This window comes from Streptomyces sp. ATLC9, assembly GCF_057196705.1.
Map to the genome: position 1 here is coordinate 1 of NZ_JBXUOY010000032.1, position 20173 is coordinate 20173.

At 73.0% G+C, this 20173-nt stretch carries 20 protein-coding genes; 7 read left to right on the forward strand and 13 right to left on the reverse strand.

Annotated elements, in window-relative coordinates:
- Window positions 1-33 precede the first annotated feature (33 nt).
- From AC2CJA_RS05835 to AC2CJA_RS05865, 7 genes are all read right to left on the reverse strand, one after another.
- The gene (locus AC2CJA_RS05835) at window positions 34-1479 is read right to left on the reverse strand and encodes a GH1 family beta-glucosidase (protein WP_484601580.1); all 1446 of its coding nucleotides are present in this window, start codon (window positions 1477-1479) and stop codon (window positions 34-36) included.
- A complete protein-coding gene (locus tag AC2CJA_RS05840; RefSeq protein WP_484601581.1) occupies window positions 1476-2567 on the reverse strand; it encodes an ABC transporter ATP-binding protein in 1092 nt (363 codons plus the stop codon). The genes AC2CJA_RS05835 and AC2CJA_RS05840 overlap by 4 nt, the downstream gene beginning before the upstream one ends.
- Window positions 2564-3607, reverse strand: a complete 1044-nt coding sequence (locus tag AC2CJA_RS05845) for an ABC transporter permease (protein WP_484601582.1) — start codon at window positions 3605-3607, stop codon at window positions 2564-2566. The genes AC2CJA_RS05840 and AC2CJA_RS05845 overlap by 4 nt, the downstream gene beginning before the upstream one ends.
- A gap of 3 nt (window positions 3608-3610) precedes the next feature.
- Window positions 3611-4591: an ABC transporter permease gene (locus tag AC2CJA_RS05850; protein ID WP_484601583.1), complete on the reverse strand. Its 981-nt coding sequence runs from the start codon at window positions 4589-4591 to the stop codon at window positions 3611-3613.
- Window positions 4588-5733 carry an ABC transporter ATP-binding protein gene (locus tag AC2CJA_RS05855; RefSeq protein WP_484601584.1) on the reverse strand — a complete coding sequence of 382 codons (1146 nt, stop codon included), beginning with the start codon at window positions 5731-5733 and terminating at the stop codon, window positions 4588-4590. The genes AC2CJA_RS05850 and AC2CJA_RS05855 overlap by 4 nt, the downstream gene beginning before the upstream one ends.
- A 180-nt stretch (window positions 5734-5913) precedes the next feature.
- The gene (locus AC2CJA_RS05860) at window positions 5914-7590 is read right to left on the reverse strand and encodes an ABC transporter substrate-binding protein (protein ID WP_484601585.1); all 1677 of its coding nucleotides are present in this window, start codon (window positions 7588-7590) and stop codon (window positions 5914-5916) included.
- Between the two features lie 151 nt (window positions 7591-7741).
- Window positions 7742-7900: a LacI family DNA-binding transcriptional regulator gene (locus AC2CJA_RS05865; protein ID WP_484601586.1), complete on the reverse strand. Its 159-nt coding sequence runs from the start codon at window positions 7898-7900 to the stop codon at window positions 7742-7744.
- A 467-nt stretch (window positions 7901-8367) separates the two neighbouring features.
- Here AC2CJA_RS05865 and AC2CJA_RS05870 point away from each other — a divergent pair, with 467 nt between their 5' ends.
- The gene (locus AC2CJA_RS05870; protein WP_484601587.1) at window positions 8368-9717 is read left to right on the forward strand and encodes an RICIN domain-containing protein; all 1350 of its coding nucleotides are present in this window, start codon (window positions 8368-8370) and stop codon (window positions 9715-9717) included.
- 80 nt (window positions 9718-9797) lie between these two features.
- On the opposite strand, the gene AC2CJA_RS05875 is transcribed toward AC2CJA_RS05870, so the two are convergent.
- Both AC2CJA_RS05875 and AC2CJA_RS05880 read right to left on the reverse strand, forming a co-directional pair.
- Window positions 9798-10184, reverse strand: coding sequence for a GNAT family N-acetyltransferase (locus tag AC2CJA_RS05875; RefSeq protein WP_484601588.1), 387 nt, complete (start codon window positions 10182-10184; stop codon window positions 9798-9800).
- A 173-nt stretch (window positions 10185-10357) separates the two neighbouring features.
- Window positions 10358-10573, reverse strand: coding sequence for a dodecin (locus AC2CJA_RS05880; RefSeq protein WP_484601589.1), 216 nt, complete (start codon window positions 10571-10573; stop codon window positions 10358-10360).
- 221 nt (window positions 10574-10794) lie between these two features.
- On the opposite strand from AC2CJA_RS05880, the gene AC2CJA_RS05885 reads away from it, so the two are divergent.
- On the forward strand, window positions 10795-12270 hold the full coding sequence (locus AC2CJA_RS05885; protein ID WP_484601590.1) for a glycine hydroxymethyltransferase: 1476 nt from the start codon (window positions 10795-10797) through the stop codon (window positions 12268-12270).
- Window positions 12271-12336: 66 nt separating this feature from the next.
- The gene (locus AC2CJA_RS05890; RefSeq protein ID WP_484601591.1) at window positions 12337-13026 is read left to right on the forward strand and encodes a DUF1707 SHOCT-like domain-containing protein; all 690 of its coding nucleotides are present in this window, start codon (window positions 12337-12339) and stop codon (window positions 13024-13026) included.
- 25 nt (window positions 13027-13051) lie between these two features.
- Here AC2CJA_RS05890 and AC2CJA_RS05895 read toward each other — a convergent pair whose 3' ends face one another.
- Complete coding sequence (locus AC2CJA_RS05895) at window positions 13052-14491, reverse strand: CoA transferase (protein ID WP_484601592.1); 1440 nt, start codon at window positions 14489-14491, stop codon at window positions 13052-13054.
- A 135-nt stretch (window positions 14492-14626) separates the two neighbouring features.
- Here AC2CJA_RS05895 and mmpA point away from each other — a divergent pair, with 135 nt between their 5' ends.
- On the forward strand, window positions 14627-14785 hold the full coding sequence (mmpA, locus tag AC2CJA_RS05900) for a morphogenic membrane protein MmpA (protein ID WP_484601593.1): 159 nt from the start codon (window positions 14627-14629) through the stop codon (window positions 14783-14785).
- A gap of 45 nt (window positions 14786-14830) precedes the next feature.
- On the opposite strand, the gene AC2CJA_RS05905 is transcribed toward mmpA, so the two are convergent.
- Window positions 14831-16021, reverse strand: coding sequence for a saccharopine dehydrogenase family protein (locus AC2CJA_RS05905; protein WP_484601594.1), 1191 nt, complete (start codon window positions 16019-16021; stop codon window positions 14831-14833).
- Window positions 16022-16094: 73 nt separating this feature from the next.
- Between AC2CJA_RS05905 and AC2CJA_RS05910 the strand changes: the two genes are divergently transcribed.
- Entirely contained in the window at window positions 16095-16511 is a 417-nt protein-coding gene (locus AC2CJA_RS05910) for an MmcQ/YjbR family DNA-binding protein (RefSeq protein ID WP_484601595.1), read from the forward strand.
- A 115-nt stretch (window positions 16512-16626) separates the two neighbouring features.
- On the opposite strand, the gene AC2CJA_RS05915 is transcribed toward AC2CJA_RS05910, so the two are convergent.
- Together AC2CJA_RS05915 and AC2CJA_RS05920 are read right to left on the reverse strand one after the other, a co-directional pair.
- A complete protein-coding gene (locus tag AC2CJA_RS05915; protein ID WP_484601596.1) occupies window positions 16627-17238 on the reverse strand; it encodes a LysE family translocator in 612 nt (203 codons plus the stop codon).
- A gap of 36 nt (window positions 17239-17274) precedes the next feature.
- Window positions 17275-17418, reverse strand: coding sequence for a hypothetical protein (locus AC2CJA_RS05920; protein ID WP_484601597.1), 144 nt, complete (start codon window positions 17416-17418; stop codon window positions 17275-17277).
- An 803-nt stretch (window positions 17419-18221) separates the two neighbouring features.
- Here AC2CJA_RS05920 and AC2CJA_RS05925 point away from each other — a divergent pair.
- Window positions 18222-19139, forward strand: a complete 918-nt coding sequence (locus AC2CJA_RS05925) for a ribokinase (protein WP_484601598.1) — start codon at window positions 18222-18224, stop codon at window positions 19137-19139.
- Complete coding sequence (locus tag AC2CJA_RS05930; protein WP_484601599.1) at window positions 19136-20137, forward strand: ABC transporter permease; 1002 nt, start codon at window positions 19136-19138, stop codon at window positions 20135-20137. Before AC2CJA_RS05925 ends, AC2CJA_RS05930 begins: the two co-directional genes overlap by 4 nt.
- Window positions 20138-20173: the final 36 nt, after the last annotated feature.

The window sequence follows — 20173 nt, forward strand, 5'->3', positions numbered from 1 at the left end:
GGGCAGGCCGCCGTCGCCGCCGCCGCCCGGACGTCAGCCCCCGGCGGCCCGGTCCCCGGCGGCCTGACCGGCGGCCCGGCGGGTCAGCCGGACCGTGTCCCGGTACCACAGCCCGCTGTCCTTGACGGTCCGGCGCTGGGTGGCGTAGTCGACGTGGACCAGACCGAACCGCTTGGCGTACCCGTAGGCCCACTCGAAGTTGTCCATCAGCGACCAGGCGAAGTAGCCGCGCACGTCCGCCCCGGCGCCGCGGGCCGCCGCCACCGCGCGAATGTGGTCGGCGAGATAGGCGGTGCGGTCGGCGTCGTGCACCGCGCCGCCGGCCGCCGGCTCGTCGTCGAAGGCCGCGCCGTTCTCGGTGATCACCGTCGGCAGCCCGTAGTCCTTCTGCAGCCGCACCAGCAGCTCCGTCAGGCGCTCGGGGACGATCTCCCAGTCCATCGCCGTGCGCGGCCTGCCCTGCGGGACGACCCGGGTCACCGGCAGCCCGTCCTCGCCGGTCGCGGAGCCGTCCTCGGCGGTGCCGGAGAAGACGTGACCGGAGTAGAAGTTGACGCCGAGCACGTCCAGCGGCGTGGAGATCACCTCCAGATCGCCCTCCTCCACGGGCAGGGTCACACCCCTGGCGGACAGGTCCTCCACCACGTCGTGCGGGTAGCGCCCGTGCACCAGCGGATCCAGGTAGAGGCGGGTGCCCATCCCGTCTGCCCGGCGCGCGGCGGCCCGGTCGGCCTCGCCGTCGGTCGCCGGGGTGGCGGTGCCCAGGTTGAGGGTGATGCCCAGCTCCTCGGGCGCGTTCCCGGCGGCGCGCAACCGCTGTGCGGCCAGCCCGTGGCCGAGCAGCAGGTGGTGCACGGCCCGCATGGAGTCGCCGAAGTCGCGGCGGCCGGGCGCGTGCACTCCCTGGTCGTATCCGAGCACCGCCGAGCACCACGGTTCGTTCAGCGTCGTCCAGTGCCGGACGCGGTCGCCGAGGGCCTCGTGGGCGATCTCGGCGTAGTCGGCGAACCGGTGGGCGGTGTCGCGCTCCGGCCAGCCGCCGGCGTCCTCCAGCTCCTGCGGCAGGTCCCAGTGGTAGAGGGTCACCCACGGGGTGACGCCGTGCTCCAGCAGCTCGTCCACCAGCCGGTCGTAGAAGGCGATGCCGCGCCGGTTGCCCTTGCCGCGCCCGCCCGGCTGGACGCGCGGCCACGCCAGCGAGAACCGGTAGGTGTCCACGCCCAGGGAGGCGATCAGCTCCACGTCCCGCGGCATCCGGTGGTAGTGGTCGCAGGCGGTGTCGCCGTTCTCGCCGCCGGCCACGGCACCGGGCACACGGCAGAAGGTGTCCCAGATCGAGGGGGTGCGGCCGTCCTCGTCGACCGCGCCCTCGATCTGGTACGAGGAGGTGGCCACTCCCCAGCGGAAGTCCGCCGGCAGTCCGGCGACCGGCTCGGGGGCGGGGGCGGTCAGGGGGGATACGGGGGTGGTGGAGGTCATGATTCTCCAGGTCGGCGGTCGTCGTTCAGCCAGCAGGCGACGCTGCGGCCGGTGTCTGTGTCTGTGTCTGTGTCTGTGTCCGTGCCTGTGCCGGTGTCCGGCACGGGCATGAGGCGGGGCGTGCGCAGGCCGCAGGGCTCGAACGCCTTCGGGCAGCGGGGGTGGAAGGCGCAGCCGGACGGCATGGCCCGCAGGTCCGGCGGGGAGCCGGGTATGCCGGTCAGCTCGCGGCGCGGGCCGTGCAGCGCGGGGAAGGAGTGCAGCAGCCCGTGGCTGTACGGGTGGCGGGGGTCGCGGTAGATGTCGGCGGCCCCGGCCTGCTCCACGACCCGGCCGCCGTACATGATGGCGATCCGGTCGGAGAACTCGATCAGCAGCGAGATGTCGTGGGTGATGAAGACGACCGAGAAGTCCAGCTCCTCGCGCAGCCGCACCAGCTGCCGCAGGATCTGGCGCTGCATCACCACGTCCAGCGCGGTGGTCGGTTCGTCCATGACGACGATCTCCGGCTCCAGGGCCAGCGCCATCGCGATCATCACCCGCTGCCGCATCCCGCCCGAGAGCTGGTGCGGGTAGGCGCCCAGCCGGTCGGCGGAGATGCCCACCAGCGACAGCAGCTCCCGCGCCCGCCCGGCGCGCTCGGCCCGGGACATCCGCGGCCGGTGGGCCCTCAGCACGTCGGTGAGCTGGGTGCGGACGGTGTGGACGGGGTTGAGGGAGTTCATCGCCCCCTGGAAGACGATGGAGACCTCCTGCCAGCGGAACGCCCGCAGCTCCTGCGGGGTCATGGCCAGCACGTCCACCGGCTCCCCCTCGCGCGGGTGGTAGCGCACGTCCCCGCCGGTGATCACCCCGGGCGGGGAGAGCAGCCGGGTGACGGCGTAGGCCAGGGTGGACTTGCCCGAGCCGGACTCGCCGGCCAGGCCCAGCACCTCGCCGCGGCGCAGCGTCAGGTCCACGTCGTGCAGGGCCCGCACCGCGCCGTCCCCGACGCCGTAGTCGACGGACAGACCGCCGATCTCCAGCACGGGCGGCCGCGTCGCGGTGTGCGGCGGGGCGCTCGCTGGGGAGGTGGCCGATGTGCTCATACGGTGCTCTCCTCGGTCTCGCGTGCCCCGCCCGCTTCCCTCGCGGTCTTCGCCCCGCCGCGCGGGGCGCGGGCGACGGGGGTGAAGCCGACCCGCATCCGGGCCCCGCCGCGGACGCGGACGGTGGTGCGCAGCCTGGGGTTGACGAACTCGTCGATGCCGAAGTTGATCAGCGTCAGCGCCGTGCCCAGCAGCGCGATGCACAGTCCGGCGGGCACGAACCACCACCACGCGCCCTGGCCGAGGGCCTGGTTGCTCTGCGCCCAGAACAGGATGGTCCCCCAGTTCCAGTGGGAGATGTCGGCCACGCCGATGAAGGCCAGGGTGATCTCCGACAGCACCGCGAAGACCACCGTCCCGACGAATCCGGAGGCGATGACGGCGGTCAGGTTCGGCAGGATCTCGAAGACGATGATCCGCCAGGTGGACTCACCCGTGGCCCGCGCGGCCTGGACGTAGTCCCGCGCGCGCAGCGACATGGTCTGCGCGCGCAGCACCCGCGCCCCCCAGGCCCACGCGGTGAGGCTGATGACCACCGCGATGATCATGTCGCCGGAGTCCGGCAGGAAGCCGGCGACGATGATGATCAGCGGCAGTCCGGGCAGGACGAGGAAGATGTTGGTGAGCGCGGAGAGCACCTCGTCGCCGACGCCGGACAGGAAGCCGGAGCTCACCCCGACCACCACCGACAGCAGCGTCGCGAAGAAACCCGCGACGAAGCCCACCACGAGCACCCCGCGGGTGCCCACCAGCACCTGGGAGAAGATGTCCTGCCCGGTCTGCGTGGTGCCGAACGGATGCTCCCAGGAGGGCGGCTGGAGCACGTCGTCGCTCATCGCGGACGGATCGTGGGGGGCCAGCCACTGTCCGGCGACGGCGAGCAGGACGAACAGGCCCAGGATCGCCAGCCCGGTCGCGGTCCTGCCGTTGCGCAGGAAGCGCAGCCGGTCGCGGCGGGCCGCGGGCGGAGCGGAGGCAGGGGTGGCGGCAGGGACGGCGGCGGTGTCGGCTGCGGCGCTTCCGGACGCCTGTACGGCCATGGGTCAGCCCTCCTTCCGGGTGCGCGGGTCGAGGATCATGTAGAGCAGGTCGGCCAGGAGGTTGGCGGCCAGCACGGCGAGGGTGATGATCAGGAAGACGCCCTGCATCAGCGGGTAGTCCTTGGCGCCGACGCCCTGGAAGAGGACGTAGCCGATGCCGGGATAGGAGAAGACCATCTCCACCAGCAGCGTGCCGCCGACGATGAAGCCCAGTGAGAGGGCGAAACCGGAGACGTTGGGCAGGATCGCGTTGCGGGCGGCGTAGGAGAACATCACCCGGCGCTCGGGCAGCCCCTTGGCCTGGGCGACCATCACGTAGTCCTCGGAGGAGACGGTCACCATCATGTTCCGCATCCCCAGCACCCAGCCGGCCATCGCGCTGAGCACGACCGTCACCCCCGGCAGCACCGCGTGGTACAGCGCGCTGGAGACGAACGCCCCGCTGAGGGAGGGCACCAGGGAGGTGTCGTAGCCGCCGGAGGCGGGAAAGAGCGGCCACTGCACGGCGAACACCGCGATGGCGATCAGCCCCAGCCAGAAGTACGGGATGGCCGAGATGAAGGTGGTCACCGGCAGCAGCCCGTCCAGCCACGAGCCGCGCTTCCAGCCGGCGAAGATGCCGATGCCGGTGCCCAGCAGGAAGCTGATCAGGGTCGTGGTGCCGACCAGGGCCAGCGTCCACGGCAGGCTCTGGGCGATGACCTCCGAGACGGGGGTGGGGAAGTAGGTGAACGACGTCCCCAGGTCCCCGCGGGCCAGACTGGCCCAGTAGTCGGTGTACTGCTGCCACAGCGAGCGGTCCCGGTCGAGCCCGAAGAGGGCCTCCAGGGAGGCGATGGACTTGCTGGAGAGCCGGCCCCGGTAGCGGGCGAGCAGCGACTGCACCGGATCGCCGGGCATCAGCCGGGGGATGAGGAAGTTGATGGTGATGGCCGCCCAGGCGGTCAGCAGGTAGAAGGCCAGGCGCTGGAGGACGAACTTCACGACGCGGCCCCCCGCCCGGTCCCGGCGGCCGGTGCGCCCTCGGGGGCCGGTGCGCCCCCGGAGGTGTCGTACAGCCAGCAGGCCGCCCACTGGCCGCCGTCGAGGTCGAAGCGCGGCGGGGTCCGGTCGCGGCAGCGCTCCATCGCCAGCGGGCAGCGAGGGTGGAAGCGGCAGCCGGCGGGCGGCGAGACCAGGCTGGGCGGCTCGCTCGCCGACGGGTCCGCGCTCTCCCCGTCGTCTCCGGCGTCCCCGGCGACCCGGTCCGGGTCGGGGGCGGAGGCCAGCAGCAGCCGGGTGTAGGGGTGGGCGGGGCGCTGGGTGACGGTCTCGCTGTCGCCGCCCTCGACCATCCTCCCCGCGTACATCACCAGCGTCTCGTCCGCGAAGTAGCGGGCGGAGGCGATGTCGTGGGTGATGTAGAGGATCGCCAGGTCCAGCCGCTCCTTCAGGTCGCGCAGCAGGTTGAGCACGCCCAGGCGGATGGAGACGTCCAGCATGGAGACCGGCTCGTCGGCCAGCAGCACCCGCGGGCCGGCGGCCATGGCGCGGGCGATGGCCACCCGCTGGCGCTGCCCGCCGGACAGCTCGTGCGGGAAGGCGTCCAGACAGCGGGAGGCCGGAGTGAGCTGCACCCGCTCCAGCAGCGCGGCCAGCGCCCTCTCCAGCTCCGCCGCGCCGCTGCCGGCCCGGCCGTGGATGCGCAGCGCGCGGGTGAGGTGGTAGCGCACGGTGTGCACCGGATTGAGCGAGGCGAACGGGTCCTGGAAGATCAGCTGGACGTGCCGGCAGTACGCGCGGAACGCCCGCCCCCGCCCGGCCCGCACCGGCCTGCCGTCCAGCCGGATCTCCCCGGCGGTCGCCGGATGGAGCTGGGCCAGCAGCCGGGCGACGGTGGACTTGCCCGACCCGGACTCGCCCACCAGCGCGGTCACCGAGCCGCGCCGCAGCCGCAGCGACACGTCGTCCACGGCGTGGACGGCCCGGCGCTTCCCGCTCAGCAGCGCGCGGGCGCCGCGCCGCACGGGGAAGTGCTTGCTCACCCCCTCGGCCTCCAGCACCACCCGCTCGTCGGGACCGGCGGTGGCGCCGGTGGCGCGGCCGGGCGGTGGTGCGGCGTGTTCTTCGGAGCGTTCTTCGGACATGGCTCTTCCTGTCGTCCCTGTGGTCGTGGCTGTGGTGCCGCCCGTGCCGCCCGTGCCGCCCGTGCCGTGTGCGCGGGGTACCGGAGGTGCCGGGCGGGGCCCGCCCCGCCGCGGTGCGGGGACGGGATGGGGTGTGCGGCGGGGCGGGTGGCCCGCCCGGCGTCCGGCGCCCGCGCGCCGTCAGGAGGCGGGGCGCAGGTGCAGGACGACGTCCAGGGAGTTGGGCTGGGTGGGCTGCGGCGGCGCGTACGGGTCGGACTCCGAGGGCCAGCCGACCCAGTTGCGGGTGCTGTACTCGGCGCCGATGGGAGCGGCCGCGGTGGCGATGAGCGGCACTTCCTCGACCATGACCCGCTGGAGTTCGTTCAGCGCCTCCGTGCGGGTGCCCTCGTCGCTCGCGCCGGCGTACTCCTTGAGCGCCTCGGTGGCCGCCTCGTCGCGGAAGCGGCCGAAGTTGCCGCCGGGGGAGGCCTTGCCCAGCGGCTGGTACAGCTCGCCGTCCATCACGTGCTGGTACATGTCGTACGGGGTGGCGCCGCTGTTGGTCCAGTGCAGGCTGGCGTCGAAGTCGCCCTCGTTCATCGCGGTGGTCCAGGCGTCGACGGTCTGGGTCCTGACCTTGGCCTCGATGCCGATCTTCTTGACGTTGTCCTTGATGATCGACAGACCGGTGAGGTAGTCCGACCAGCCGGCCGGGTCGGTGAGCGTCATCGTCACCGGCTTGCCCGACGGGTCCTTCAGGACGCCCCCGTTCAGGGTGTAACCGGCCTCCTCCAGCTCCTTCCTGGCGGCCTCGGCGTCCACCTTCAGCTTCTCGCCCTTGTACTCGGGCGCGATGAAGGGCTCGCCGGCGGGCAGCGGGATGCCCGTCACGCTCTCGATCTCCGGGTAGAGGGTGGCCTGCGCCCGGACGTGGATGGCCTCGCGGTCGACGACGTGGTTGATCGCGCGGCGCAGCGCCGGGTCGTCGAAGGGCTTCTTCGCGGTGTTGAACCACAGGCCGTGGACGCCCAGTCCGGAGGGGAACCAGAGCTTGTGGTGCTCGGGGTCCTTGGCGACGTAGATCTTCTCGTAGTCGGGGGTGAAGACGAAGGACCACTCGCAGGTGCCGTTGGCCAGGGCCGTGGTCTGCGCGTTGTTGTCGTTGTAGGAGGTGTAGCGCAGCTCCTCGACCTTCGGTTCGTCCTGCCAGTAGGTGTCGCGGGCGGTGAGGGTGATGGTCTGCGGGGTGAAGGTCTTGAGCGTGTACGGGCCGGTGCCCACGGGCTTCTTGTTGGGCCAGGTCTCGGGGTTCTCCACCTTCGACCAGATGTGCTCGGGCACGACGAAGGTGGTCAGGATCTTGCTCTGGTTGACGAACTGCGACTCGGGGAAGGTCAGTTCGACGGTGTCGCCCTCGCGGCTGATGCCGTCGTAGGGGATGGCGTTGGTGTTGAGCGCCTCGTTCTCCTTCAGCAGCCGGAAGGTGAACTCCACGTCCCCCGCGCCGAACTCCTTCCCGTCGGACCAGGTGGGCCCGTCCTGCACGGTCAGGGTGAGCTTCTTGTGGTTGTCCGACCACTTCCACTCGCTGGCCAGCCAGGGCCTGCCCTCCTCGGCGGGGCGGACGCCGTTCACCATCACCAGCGGCTCGTAGATCATGTGGCGGTAGCCCAGGGAGGCGCCCGCGGAGGTGCCCAGGAACGGGTTGCTGTTGTCGGTCTGCGGGCCGTTCGGCATGCCGACCGTGAGCACGCCCTTGTCGCCCTCGGCCCGCGGGCCGCCCGCACCGGGGGTGCCCGCGGTGCAGCCGGCGAGCGGGGCGGTGGCGGCGAGGGCCACCGCGATGGCGGTTGTGGTCCGGGCTCGGACTCTCATTGGTGTCTCCTCCTGGGGTCTTTCTGTGCGATCGCCTTGGGTGAGGGAGCGATCCCGGTTGGTTCTGAGAGCGCTCTCAGAATGGTCGGACGTCTACGTTGAGAGCGCTCTCATCCTTGTCTCGCGCGGGTCCGGGCCGGGGGCGGGGCTTCTAGGGGGCGAGGGCCGGGACGGGGGCCGGCGCGCGGTCCACCGGTTCGGCGGGCAGGACGGTCCGGCCGTCCGCCTCGCCCTCGGCGTTGAGCACCCAGGGGACCGCCGACTTGCTGACGCCGGCCGCACGGGCGACGTCGGCGATGGTGACGCGCATGGGCAGGCACTCCTTCGGCGGCTCGGTCCGGCTCGGTGGCGGGGAGGGTGCGGCGGGACGGCCGCGGCACCGGTTCCGGGACCGATGCCGGTGCCGGTGCCGGGCATGGGCACGGAGTCAAACGGCAGGGAGCATAAGCGTCAAGACTTCACGTCAAAATTGGATGTCACTGTTTGAGAACGCTCTCAAGAGCGCTCTCTCGTTCACTTCTCGAAGTCGATTGGTCTCGTCCAAGCCCTTGACGGCCGGGTTTCCCCAGGAGTTGACTCACTGCCCGAACCAAGCCTGGAAAGCGGGCGGTTGGCGTGCCGAGCGCTATCCGCCCGCCCGTCCGCACCGCGCCCTCGCCGCGCACGGGGCGGCTTCACGGTCCGCGGCCGCCGTGCGGTCCTGTCACCCGAGGCCGCCCGCGCGGGGGAGCGGCCCCCACCGCCGGATCCTCCGGATGACAGACGGATGTGATGGTCATGCACCCGATAACCCCCCATATCCCCCACGACCCTCCCCGCGGCAGGAATCCCCGTCGCCGCCGGGCCCGCCGCTGGGCTTCGGCGGCGACACTGCTGACGCTGGCCGCGACCCTGGCGGTCACCGGCACCGCGGCCGCCGGCCCGGCGGGCGAGACCGACCGGAAGGCCGCCCGGGAGGCCGCCCGGACAGCCGAGGCGGCCCCGGCGGCCGTGCTGTTCGAGGAGAACTTCGACGGGCCCGCCGGATCGGCGGTCGACAGCCGCAGATGGCAGCTGGAGACCGGTGACAACAGCGGCAACAACCACGAGCGGCAGTACTACACCCCGGGCAACGCCAACGCCGCGCTCGACGGCAACGGCAATCTGGTGATCACCGCCCGCAAGGAGAACCCCGGCAACTACCAGTGCTGGTACGGCCGTTGCCAGTACACCTCGGCCCGTATGAACACCGCGGGAAAGTTCACCACCACCTACGGCCACGTCGAGGCCCGGATGAAGCTCCCGCGCGGCCAGGGCATGTGGCCGGCGTTCTGGATGCTCGGTCACGACATCGGCAGCGTCGGGTGGCCCAACAGCGGCGAGATCGACGTCATGGAGAACGTCGGGTACGAGCCCGGCACCGTGCACGGCACCCTGCACGGCCCCGGCTACTCCGGCGGCGAGGGCATCGGTGCCGGCTACACCCTCCCCGGAGGCCGGGCGTTCGCCGACGACTTCCACACCTTCGCCGTCGACTGGTCCCCGAACTCCATCACCTGGTCGGTCGACGGCCAGGTCTACCAGCGCCGCACCCCGGCCGACCTGGGCGGCGACCGCTGGGTGTTCGACAAGCCGTTCTTCCTGATCCTCAACCTCGCGGTGGGCGGCGACTGGCCGGGCCTGCCGGACTCCAGCACCGTCTTCCCGCAGAAGCTCGTCGTCGACTACGTCCGCGTCACCAGCGGCGGAGACGGCGGCGGAGGCGGGCGCACCGGCACCATCACCGGCCTGGCGGGCAAGTGCCTGGACGTGGCCTGGGCGGACACCGCCAACGGCACCCCGGTGCAGATCCACGACTGCAACGGCAACGCCGCCCAGCGGTGGACCGTCGGCACGGACGGCACCATACGGGCGCTCGGCAAGTGCCTGGACGTCTCCGGCGCGGGCACGGCGGACGGCACCCCCGTACAGATCTGGGACTGCAACGGCACGGCCGCCCAGCAGTGGGTCGTCACCGGAGCCCGGGACATCGTCAACCCGAACGCCGACAAGTGCCTGGACGTGAAGGGCGGCAACTCCGCCAACGGCACCAGGACGCAGATCTGGACCTGCTCGGGCACCGCCAACCAGAAGTGGAACACCCCCTGACCCGGCCCCCGCCCCGGACCGTCCCCCTCGGGGGCGGTCCGGACGGAGCCGGGCCGGACGGCGCGACTCACCCGGACGGACTATCCGCCGGCCGGTCCCGCGCCGCCGGGCGCGCCGCCGGAACCGGGGCCCGCGGAACCGGGACCGGGCCCGCCGTCCCCGTCCTCCTCCGCCACGAGGTCCCGGTACCCGGGGTGAAGGGCGAGCCACTGCTCGACGAAGGCGCAGGCCGGACTGATGCGCAGGCCGCGCCGCCGCGCGTCGTCCAGAGCGGTGCGCACCAGCCGGTCGCCGATGCCCCGGCCCAGGAAGGGCCGGGACACCACCACCCGCGGGTAGATCACCAGATCGTCGTCGCGTACGTAGTCGGCGAAGCCGGTGAGGGTCGTGCCGATCCTGGCCTCGAACCGGCCGTGGGCCGGGGAGTCGGTGATCGTGACCTGGCTGTCGGTGGCTGCCGTGGGCATGCTGCGTTCCTCCGGGAACGGCCGTATCGCCCGGAAGGCGATAAGGGGGACATCCTTCCGGGTGTCCGAGTGCCACACGGCGGCGTTCCTATCCCTCCCGCCCCGGCAGGACGGGTGAACCGGGTGGGAGGGACACTCCGGCGGTCCCGCACCGAGGCGGTTCGGCCCCCGGCCTACCCCTCACTCTCCAGACGGAACCCGACCTTCAGCCCCACCTGGTAGTGCTCCACCCGGCCCTCCGAGATGTTGCCGCGCACCTGCGTCACCTCGAACCAGTCCAGGTGCCGCAGCGTCTCCGAGGCCCGGGCGAGCCCGTTGCGGATCGCCTGGTCGACGCCCTCGTGCGAGGTTCCGACGATCTCGGTCACCCGGTAGGTGTGGTCGCTCATGGTGCCTCCTGCGAAGGGTGGGGCGATCGGTTCTCGTCTCCACGGTGCCCCAGGCCCGGGCGGTCCGCGACTGCTAGGCTCCGGGCGGGCCGTGACTGGCGCGTAGGGATGGGATCGACCATCGGGGAGCGGCCCGCGCACCGGGCGTACGAGCCCGCCGCGCCGAAGAGCCGCGCGCCTGGGCCGCCCGTACCGTCGTCGAGGACGTCAAGGAGGGGCCCATGGCCACCGCATCCACCCCGCACACCGGCGGCGCCGCCCGGAACGCCGCCACCGCGTCGACCGCCTTCAACAGCGCCCTGGACGTGGTCCGCGCCGTCGAGCCGCGCGTCGCCGACGCCATCGGCGCCGAGATCACCGACCAGCGCGCCTCCCTCAAACTGATCGCCAGTGAGAACTACGCCTCCCCGGCCGTGCTGCTGGCCATGGGCAACTGGCTCAGCGACAAGTACGCCGAGGGCACCGCCGGCCGCCGCTTCTACGCCGGGTGCCGCAACGTCGACACCGTCGAGACGCTGGCCGCCGAGCACGCCCGCGAGCTGTTCGGCGCCGACCACGCCTACGTCCAGCCGCACTCGGGCATCGACGCCAACCTCGTCGCCTTCTGGTCCGTCCTGGCCCAGCGCGTGGAGAGCCCCGCCCTGGAGCGGGCCGGGGCCAGGCATGTCAACGACCTGTCCGAGGAGGACTGGGAGGAGCTGCGGCGGGCGCTGGGCGGCCAGCGGATGCTGGGCATGTCCCTGGACGCCGGCGGCCACCTCACCCACGGCTTCCGCCCCAACATCTCCGGCAAGATGTTCACCCAGCGCAGTTACGGCACCGACCCGGCCACGGGTCTGCTGGACTACGACGCGGTGCGCGCCGCCGCCCGCGAGTTCCGCCCCCTCATCCTGATCGCCGGCTACTCCGCCTACCCGCGCAAGGTGAACTTCCGGATCATGCGGGAGATCGCCGACGAGGTCGGCGCCACCCTGGTGGTCGACATGGCCCACTTCGCCGGACTGGTCGCCGGCAAGGTCTTCACCGGCGACTTCGACCCCGTGCCGCACGCCGACATCGTCACCACCACCACCCACAAGTCCCTGCGCGGCCCGCGCGGCGGCATGGTGCTGTGCCGCGAGGCACTGGCCGAGCACGTGGACCGCGGCTGCCCCATGGTGCTCGGCGGCCCGCTGCCCCACGTCATGGCCGCCAAGGCCGTGGCACTGGCCGAGGCCCGGCAGCCGTCCTTCCGCGCTTACGCCCGGCAGGTGGTGGACAACGCCGCGGCCCTCGCCGAGGGCCTGACGCGCCGCGGCGCGCGCCTGGTCACCGGCGGTACCGACAACCACCTGGCCCTGGTGGACGTCACCGGCTACGGCCTCACCGGACGCCAGGCCGAGGACGCGCTGCTGGACGCCGGCATCGTCACCAACCGCAACGCGGTGCCGCGCGACCCCAACGGCGCCTGGTACACCTCCGGCATCCGCATCGGCACCCCGGCCCTGACCACGCGCGGTCTGGGGACGGCCGAGATGGACGAGGTCGCCGACCTGATCCACACCATCCTCACCACCGCCGAGCCGGGCACCACCGCGGCCGGCGCCCCCTCCAGGGCCCGGTACCGGCTGGAGCCCAGGATCGCCGAGTCCGTCGCCGGACGCGCCGCCGACCTGCTGGCCGGGCATCCGCTCTACCCCGGCATCGACCTGGCCTGACGGCCCCGCCCGGAACGGGCCCGCTCCGGCCTGACCGGCGGCGGGCCCGGCCGGTAGCCTGCCGCCATGACCGACGATCTGCCCGAGATGAGGGCCTCCGACGCCGACCGGGAACGCGTGGCCGAGGTGCTGCGCGAGGCGGTGGCCGAGGGGCGCCTCGACATGGAGGAGTTCCAGGAGCGGCTGGACTCCGTCTACGCCGCGCGCACCCAGGGCGAGCTGGCCCCCCTGGTCAGGGACCTGCCCCAGGCCACCACCGCGGCCGCCCCGGCCGAGCCCGCCCGGGCCGGCCGCGGCTGGGCCGACCGCTTCGGCGGCAGCGCCACCTCCCGCAGCGGGGTGGCGGTCATGGGCGGCTTCGTGCGCAAGGGCCCGTGGACCGCTCCCCGCCGCTTCACCGGCTTCGCCTTCTGGGGCGGCGGGGAGATCGACCTGCGCGAGGCGTACTTCGAGGACCGCGAGGTGGAGATCCGCTGCTTCGCGGTCATGGGCGGCATCAACGTGATCGTCCCGGACGAGGCCGAGGTCGACGTGCGCGGCATCGGCGTCATGGGCGGCTTCGACCACAGCGCCGCGGGCCGGGGAGAGCCGGGCGCGCCGCGCGTGGTGGTCAGCGGCTTCGCCTTCTGGGGCGGTGTCGGGGTCGAACGCAGGCGCAGGCGCGCGGAGCGCCGTGAACGCAAGCGCCTGGAGGGCGGGCACGGGCACACGTACGGGCACGGCCACGACCGCGGGCGTGACGACCGGGAAGACTGACCCGCCGCCTCCTCATCCCGCACCCTCACCTCCACGCCGGCGCGTCCCCGCCCGGCCGCCCCGGCGGCCGGGCCCAGCCCTCCGGCCCGCCGTCGTAGGCCACCGGGGAGACGGCATGGCGCAGCGGGCCCAGCGGACTGTCCGTCTCGTCGAGCCAGTCGGCCGGATCGTACGGCTCCCGCACCTCGTCCGGCTCCCGGGCTCCCTCCAGCTCGTGCAGCAGCCAGTGCGCGGTCCGCGCCAGCGCGAGCCGTACGCGCCGCGAACCCCCGCCGCTGCGCTGGTCGGTGAGCGAGCGCAGCACGGCGGCGGCCAGCAGATAGCCCGTGCCGTGGTCCAGGGCCTGCGCGGGCAGCACTCCCGGCCCGCCGTCCGGTCCGCCCTCGGCCACGGCGATGCCACTCGCCGCCTGCACCAGACTGTCGAACCCCCGCCTGCCGCCCCACGGACCGGCGCCGGGCCCGCCCCAGGCGCTCAGCTGGGCCACCACCACACCCGGTCGCCGCCCCGCCAGTTCCCCGGCCGACAGCCCGAAGCGGTCCAGTGCGCCGGGACGGTAGCCGGTCACCACCACATGGGCCCGCCCCAGCAGTTCCTCGAAGGAGGCGCGGCCGGAGCGGGACGCCAGGTCCAGCAGCGCCGACCGCTTGCCGAACCCGGTGTCGGCGTGCGCGTCCGCGCTCTCGGGCAGGTGCGGCGAGTCGATCCGCAGCACGTCGGCGCCCAGCAGGGCGAGGGTGCGGGTGGCCACGGGACCGGCGATGACACGGGTGAGGTCCAGTACCCGCAGCCCGGCGCACGCCCCCGAGCCCGGCCCCGGACCGGGGGAGGGCAGCGGCGGCGCGGGCGTGTCGTCCAGCCGCTCCATGCCCACCAGCGGGTGCCGGGCCACGGCCGCGCCCTGCGGATGCGCCGACCACTGCCCGGGTGTGCGTACGGACACGGCCAGACCGCCCGCCGCGTACACCGCCTCCTCGACCTCCTCGGCGCGGCGCTCCGCCAGCACGTCGGCGACCCGGGCGGTCAGCGCCTCGTCGTCGCCGTCGTCCGGCACACCGAGCGCGGACAGCAACCGGGCGCGGTGGTGCGGGTAGTTGGCGTGGGTGCGCAGCCGGCCATCGTCGGTGCGCCAGAAACGCGACAGCGGTGCGAACGTGGACGGCGTGCGCCCGTCGATCCGCAGATGCCGCTCGCTGACGAACGCGGTGGCCACCGCCCCGTCGTCCACCCCGACCCCGGGCACGGCCGTCCCCGAGCCCCCCGTGACGGAGCGGGCCCCGAACTCGGCCGCCGCCAGCGCGCACACCGCCACGGTCGAACGCGCCAGCTCCCGCACCGGCAGCCGGGCGGGCAGCACACCGCCGGACCCGTCGGGGGAGGTGCGGGGGACGAACCGGACACGCTCGCACAGACCGGGATCGCCGCCGAGTGCGGCCCACACCGGGGCCCAGGACCGTTGATCCATGCGCGCATTGTGCCCGCGGTTCCGTCCGTCCGCACGGAGACCGTGTTGTCGGTACCCGCGACCAGCTTGATCACCTACGCGGATGAGTACGCGTACGGATGTTTGGGAGCCGTGGTCGGACGGCACCCTGAAGGCATGGAGCGGATCATGGAGAACGTGCACGGAACCCCCGAGATGTCCCCGGCCCCGGACCTCGGGCGCGGCCCCGCCCTGGCGCTCACCCTGGCGGGCACGCTCGCCGTGGGCTGGGTGATAGCCATGCTCTACGTCATAGCCTCCTGGGCGACGGGCTGACCGCCCGCCACCCGTCGGCTCCCGGTTTCTCGGGCTCCGGAACGCTCAGCGGCCCTCCGAGGAGGAGACCACCCGGAAGCCCATCCCGGCCCGCACCAGCCGGCCGGTCAGCGCGTCCCCCATCGCCACTGCCGTGGTGACCTGGCCCGAGGTCTGCGGCAGGTCGTCCAGCGCCAGACAGAGCGCCGACTCGGCCAGCATCCTCGCCGTCTCGTCGTAGCCAGGATCGCCGCCGGACACCTCCGTCACCACCCGGCGACCGCCGCCCTCCCCGAAGAAGCGGACCTTGAACCAGCTCTCCGCACGCTTTCGCGGACTCGGCCCGTCCCCCGGCGACAGCCGGGCCGACAGCGCGCGGCGCGCGGCCGGGAGCTGGGCGGCGGCGAAGAGCACCCCTGCCCCGACCACGCCGCCCACGGCCACGGGCAGCGTACGGACGGCCGCGTAGTGGCGGTAGCGGAAGTCGGGACCGTAACGCTCCAGGGCGGCCGCCGACCGGGCCACGACCTGCGGATCGACCGTCGGCAGCGGCACCGCCCACACCCCCGCCTTCCCGCTGCGGCGCGGCCGGTCCAGCGGCGCGCTGACCCGGCGCCCGGCCGGACGGGACTCCACCCGCCGCCGCTCCCGCGCCGCGGCCCGCATCTGCCGGCCCCGGGAGAACGCGGTCAGGGCGGAGGCGAACGTCCCTCCGGAGAAGGCCGCCGACGCCCGCACATAGCCGTCGATCCGCAGCGGCACCCCCTCGGGCAGGCGCTCGACGGTGTACAGCACGCCCAGGTCGTGCGGCACCGAGTCAAAACCGCAGGCGTGCACCAGCCGCGCACCGGTACGGCGGGCCCGGTCGTGGTGGCGCAGATACATCATGTCGACGAACTCCGGCTCGCCGGTGAGGTCCGCGTAATCCGTCCCCGCCTCGGCGCACGCGGCCACCAGCGGCTCCCCGTACTCGACGTACGGACCGACGGTGGTGGCCACCACGGCGGCGCTCTCGGCCACCGCGCGCAGCGAGCCGGGATCGGTGACGTCGGCGTGCAGCAGCGGCAGTTCGGCGCAGGCCGGGTTGACCTGAGCCAGCCGCCCGCGCAGCCGCAGCAGTTTGTCGCGGTTGCGCCCGGCCAGCGCCCAGCGGCAGTCGCCGGGGGCGTGGGCGGCCAGGTACTCGGCCGTCAGCCCGCCGGTGAAACCGGTCGCGCCGAACAGCACCACGTCGTACTCGCGGTCGTTGCGGGGCACTCCTGACCTCCTGGGGATGAGAGGGACGGCTGGGGCGGGACCGCCTGTCGGTGCCCGACCCTACGCTGGTGCCATGGGCGATCGGACCGGGGGGCGCGAAGGGCGCGGCGACGCGCGGGCGGCACGGGAGCGGGTGCGCGAGTTCGCCCTCGGACTGCCGGGCGCGTACGAGGACTTCCCCTGGGGAGAGTCCGTGGTCAAGGTCAACCGGAAGATCTTCGTCTTCCTCTTCCTCGGGCACCTCGTCGCGGGGCAGGGCGACTCCCCGCCCACCGTCACCGTCAAACTCACCGACCCCGAGGCCCACGCCCACGCGATGTCCGCCCCCGGCGCCCTTCTCACCGGTTACGGGCTCGGCCGGGCGGGGTGGGTGACCATCCCCCTGGGCGGGCCGAAGGCACCGGACGCGGAGCTGCTGTGCGACTGGGTCGAGGAGAGCTACCGCACCGTCGCGCCGGGGCGACTGGTGGCGGAGCTCGACGCCGACTGACGGCCGTGTCGGCTCGGGTTCGCGGCCCGGTTGGTGAGCGTGCGGTGTCCGGGCCGGCTCATGCCGGGTGCGGACGCGGATCCCGGACGAGTGCTGCCCGCAAGCCGTGCGGTCGTCATGTGAGGTGGAGGAGGGAGTAGGCGGCGAAGCCGAAGAAGAGGAAGGCGACGCCTCGGGTGATCCAGGGCGCTGCGCGGGCGTAGAGTCTGCGGACGACTTGCAGGCCGACGACCCAGACGAGCAGGGCGTCCGCGGTGATGCAGCCCAGGGCGCCGGCAAGGAGGAAGAGGGGGACGGTGGCGGTGGTGAGCAGGTCGATGTTCCCGGCGATGACGGACGTGAAGACGGCCAGGGTGACGGGGTAGCTCTTGGGGTTGGTCAGGCCGAACACGGCACCGTGGGCGAGGGGGCGGCGCGCGTAGGCGGAAGCGCCACCGTCGGGTTCGGAGGCCGCCATCAGTGCCCGGATGCCGAGGTAGGTCAGGTACAGGGCGCTGGCGACGGTCAGGACGGTGAAGACCACCGGGGACAGGAATTGCACCCAGCGCAGGGCCAGCAGGGCGAGCAGGGCCCACATGACGTCGCCGGCCAGGTGCCCGAGGAGGAAGTGGGCGGCCGGTCGGCGCCCGCTGCCGGTGCCGATGTGCAGCACGGTGAGCACGCCGGGCCCGGGGGTGAGGACCACCAGGGCACAGGAGAAGGCGGTGGCGAGCAGGAGGGTGAACACATCGGCTCCTCGGCGGTCCGGGCCGTCCGGGCGGGGTCAGGTGAGCTGGCTGTCAGAGATGCGGGTGGATCCGGAGACGGTGCCGTGCTGGTCGGCGTAGCCGCGAACGGTCCGGGTCGCCTCGACGAGCTCGTCCCAGCCGACGCGGCTGAAGATCTTGCACCACTGCACGTGCTTCACGGTGGCTTCTTCCTTCGGGGGGTGGGCGCGCGAAGGGCCGTGGCCAGGCCACGGCCGTTGACCACCCGGCGGCAACGAGGGACAGGAACTGCACGGGGTCTTGGTGGGAGGGGCCCGGGGGACAGGGCGGAGCCGGGCAACGGTTGGAACGAAACGCGACTCGTCCCGGCCGGTATGCCGGTAGGGGTGCGTACGGTCGGCGGCGAGGAGCACGACAGGTCTCCCCGGTGCGTCACGATGGATCGGTCGGCCACCTGGCTCTCCGGGGAACCGCGCAACGTACCCACCGCCTCCCGGGCACCGGGGATGTGCGACTCGCCTCCGCAGCTGCCCCCCTCGTGCATCGTCCGATCCCTCATCTCCGAGGGCAGCGGCGGTTCGGTTCCAGCGACAGCACGCCCCGTGTCAACGTGTTGCCCTTCACGGATCACTTGATTGCAACACGCATGGCCGGGCGGTGCCACGCCGCACCCCTGTCACACACCGCCGACGAGCGATAACAGGACATCCGTTCCCCGGCGGCTTCCACTTCCTCGTGGCAGCGGTCCGGTCGGCACAGGCGCGGTACGCCTCGCGCCCGGCAGGGCGCGGGCCGGGCTCCGGACGCCATCGGCCGGAGTGAGCCGGGGTGACCGCCGCTCATGCGGCGATGGCCGAGGTGAGCCGGGGCCGGGGTCAGGGTCGGGCGGATGACACGGAAACGTAACGGACATTCACTTCCCGGCAACCTATTGACTAGGGACATCCCTGTACCTACGCTCGCGCTTGTTCATGGTTGTTCACATACAAGGCGTGGTGCGTCGATGAAGATCGCAGTTGTCGGAAGCTATGGGGCCGGCCTCACCATGCGGGTCCCGAAGGCGCCCGCGGCGGGCGAGACCGTGTCGGGCGGGGTGTTCGACCCCGGCCCCGGCGGCAAGGGGAGCAACCAGGCCGTGGGCGCCGCCCGGCTGGGCGCCGAGGTCTGCCTGCTGACCGCCGTGGGCGACGACGACTTCGGCCGCGCCGCGCGCGAGCTGTGGCGCCGTGAGGGCGTCGGGGCCGGGCACGTGCTGACGGCCCGCGCCCCCACGATGGTCGGCTTCATCCTGGTCGAGCCGTCCGGCGAGAACCGCATCGCCATCGCTCCGGGGGCCCTGGACGAACTGGACGCGGCGGCCGTCGAGCCGTTCCGCGCCGAGATCGCCTCGGCCGACATCCTCGTCGTCTCGATGGAGATCCCCGAGGAGGCCGTCGTGGCCGCGCTGCGCGCGGGCCGCGAGACCGGCACCACCACCCTGCTCAACCCGGCGCCCGCCAGGCCGCTGCCCGAGGACGCCTGGCCGCTCATCGACGTGATCACCCCGAACCAGACCGAGGCCCCCGTACTCCTGGGCCTCGGCGACGAGCACGGGCTCGGGGACGAGGACCTCGTCCGGGCCCTGTGCGAGCGCACCGGAGGCGCGGCCGTCCTCACCCGGGGCGGCGAGGGCGCGCTGATCGCCCGGGGCTCCGACGTGACGCGGGTGCCGCCCCACCCGGCCGGCGCCGTCGTCGACACCACGGGCGCGGGCGACTCCTTCACCGCCGCGCTGGCGGTCGCCCTCGCGGAGGGGCGGGACCTGCGGCAGGCGGCGGGGTTCGCCGCCGCGGCGGGCGCCCACACCGTCACGATCGCCGGCGTCATCCCCGCCCTGCCCACCAGAGACCGGCTGAACGCCTGGATTGGAAACGTCCCATGACCTCGACCACCGCACCGGCGCGGGAGTTCTCCCTCCCGCTGCGCAGACTGCTCCACGCCCGTGAGTCCGGTGTCTTCGCCGCTCTCGTGCTGCTCTTCCTGCTGGGCACCGTCCTCTCCCCGAGCTTCGCCCAGTCCGACAACCTGCTCTCGGTCGGCCAGCAGATCGCGCAGATCGGCATCATGGCCGTCGGCGCCACGTTCGTCATCCTCAACGGCGAGATCGACCTGTCGGTGGGGTCCACCTACGCGCTGTCGGCGATCTCGACCGGAATGCTGATCTCGGACGGCTGGAGCTGGCCCCTGGCGATGGGCGCCGGACTCGCCGTGGGAGCGCTGGCCGGGCTGCTCAACGGACTGGCCGTCGTGGTGCTCGGCGTGCCGTCGTTCATCGTCACCCTCGGCACGCTCAGCGTCTTCCGCGGTGTCGCCCTGCTGATCTCCGACGGCGCCCCGATCTCCCTCAGCTCCTCCCAGCCCGGGGTCGCGGAGTTCAACCTCCTGGGCCAGGGGCGGCTGTTCGGCCTGATACCGATGCAGTTCGTCTTCTTCGTCGCCGTCGCCGCCGTCGGCGTGGTGCTGCTGTCCCGCTCGCGCTTCGGCTTCAACACCTACGCCGTCGGCGGCAACCAGGAGGCCGCCCGACTGGTCGGCGTCAACGTCAAGCGGGTCAAGCTGACCGCGTTCGTCCTCTCCGGCTTCGCCGCCGGCCTCGCCGGTGTGCTCGGCCTGTCCTTCCTCTCCTATGTGCAGGGCGTCACCGGCCAGGGGCTGGAGCTGACGGTGATCTCCGCCGTCATCATCGGCGGCGCGGCCCTGTTCGGCGGCTCCGGAACCATGTGGGGCACCGTCATCGGCGTCGCCTTCATCGGCCTGCTCCAGAACATCCTCAACATCAACGGAATCTCCTCCTTCTGGCAGACCGTCGTCACCGGCCTGGTGATCGTCGCCGCCGTCGCGGCCGACACCTGGCAGCGCAGGCGCAAGACCCGGGCCTGAGGGCCCGGCCACCGCGCCCCGGGTACACCCGAACAC

Coding starts and splice junctions, on each gene's coding strand:
- AC2CJA_RS05855 (WP_484601584.1), bottom strand. CDS start 5,733: ATGTCCGAAGAACGCTCCGAAGAACACGCCGCACCACCGCCCGGCCGC.
- AC2CJA_RS05875 (WP_484601588.1), bottom strand. CDS start 10,184: ATGCCCACGGCAGCCACCGACAGCCAGGTCACGATCACCGACTCCCCG.
- AC2CJA_RS05925 (WP_484601598.1), top strand. CDS start 18,222: ATGAAGATCGCAGTTGTCGGAAGCTATGGGGCCGGCCTCACCATGCGG.
- AC2CJA_RS05895 (WP_484601592.1), bottom strand. CDS start 14,491: ATGGATCAACGGTCCTGGGCCCCGGTGTGGGCCGCACTCGGCGGCGAT.
- AC2CJA_RS05930 (WP_484601599.1), top strand. CDS start 19,136: ATGACCTCGACCACCGCACCGGCGCGGGAGTTCTCCCTCCCGCTGCGC.
- AC2CJA_RS05845 (WP_484601582.1), bottom strand. CDS start 3,607: ATGGCCGTACAGGCGTCCGGAAGCGCCGCAGCCGACACCGCCGCCGTC.
- AC2CJA_RS05890 (WP_484601591.1), top strand. CDS start 12,337: ATGACCGACGATCTGCCCGAGATGAGGGCCTCCGACGCCGACCGGGAA.
- mmpA (WP_484601593.1), top strand. CDS start 14,627: ATGGAGCGGATCATGGAGAACGTGCACGGAACCCCCGAGATGTCCCCG.
- AC2CJA_RS05865 (WP_484601586.1), bottom strand. CDS start 7,900: ATGCGCGTCACCATCGCCGACGTCGCCCGTGCGGCCGGCGTCAGCAAG.
- AC2CJA_RS05840 (WP_484601581.1), bottom strand. CDS start 2,567: ATGAGCACATCGGCCACCTCCCCAGCGAGCGCCCCGCCGCACACCGCG.
- AC2CJA_RS05860 (WP_484601585.1), bottom strand. CDS start 7,590: ATGAGAGTCCGAGCCCGGACCACAACCGCCATCGCGGTGGCCCTCGCC.
- AC2CJA_RS05870 (WP_484601587.1), top strand. CDS start 8,368: ATGCACCCGATAACCCCCCATATCCCCCACGACCCTCCCCGCGGCAGG.
- AC2CJA_RS05880 (WP_484601589.1), bottom strand. CDS start 10,573: ATGAGCGACCACACCTACCGGGTGACCGAGATCGTCGGAACCTCGCAC.
- AC2CJA_RS05835 (WP_484601580.1), bottom strand. CDS start 1,479: ATGACCTCCACCACCCCCGTATCCCCCCTGACCGCCCCCGCCCCCGAG.
- AC2CJA_RS05910 (WP_484601595.1), top strand. CDS start 16,095: ATGGGCGATCGGACCGGGGGGCGCGAAGGGCGCGGCGACGCGCGGGCG.
- AC2CJA_RS05885 (WP_484601590.1), top strand. CDS start 10,795: ATGGCCACCGCATCCACCCCGCACACCGGCGGCGCCGCCCGGAACGCC.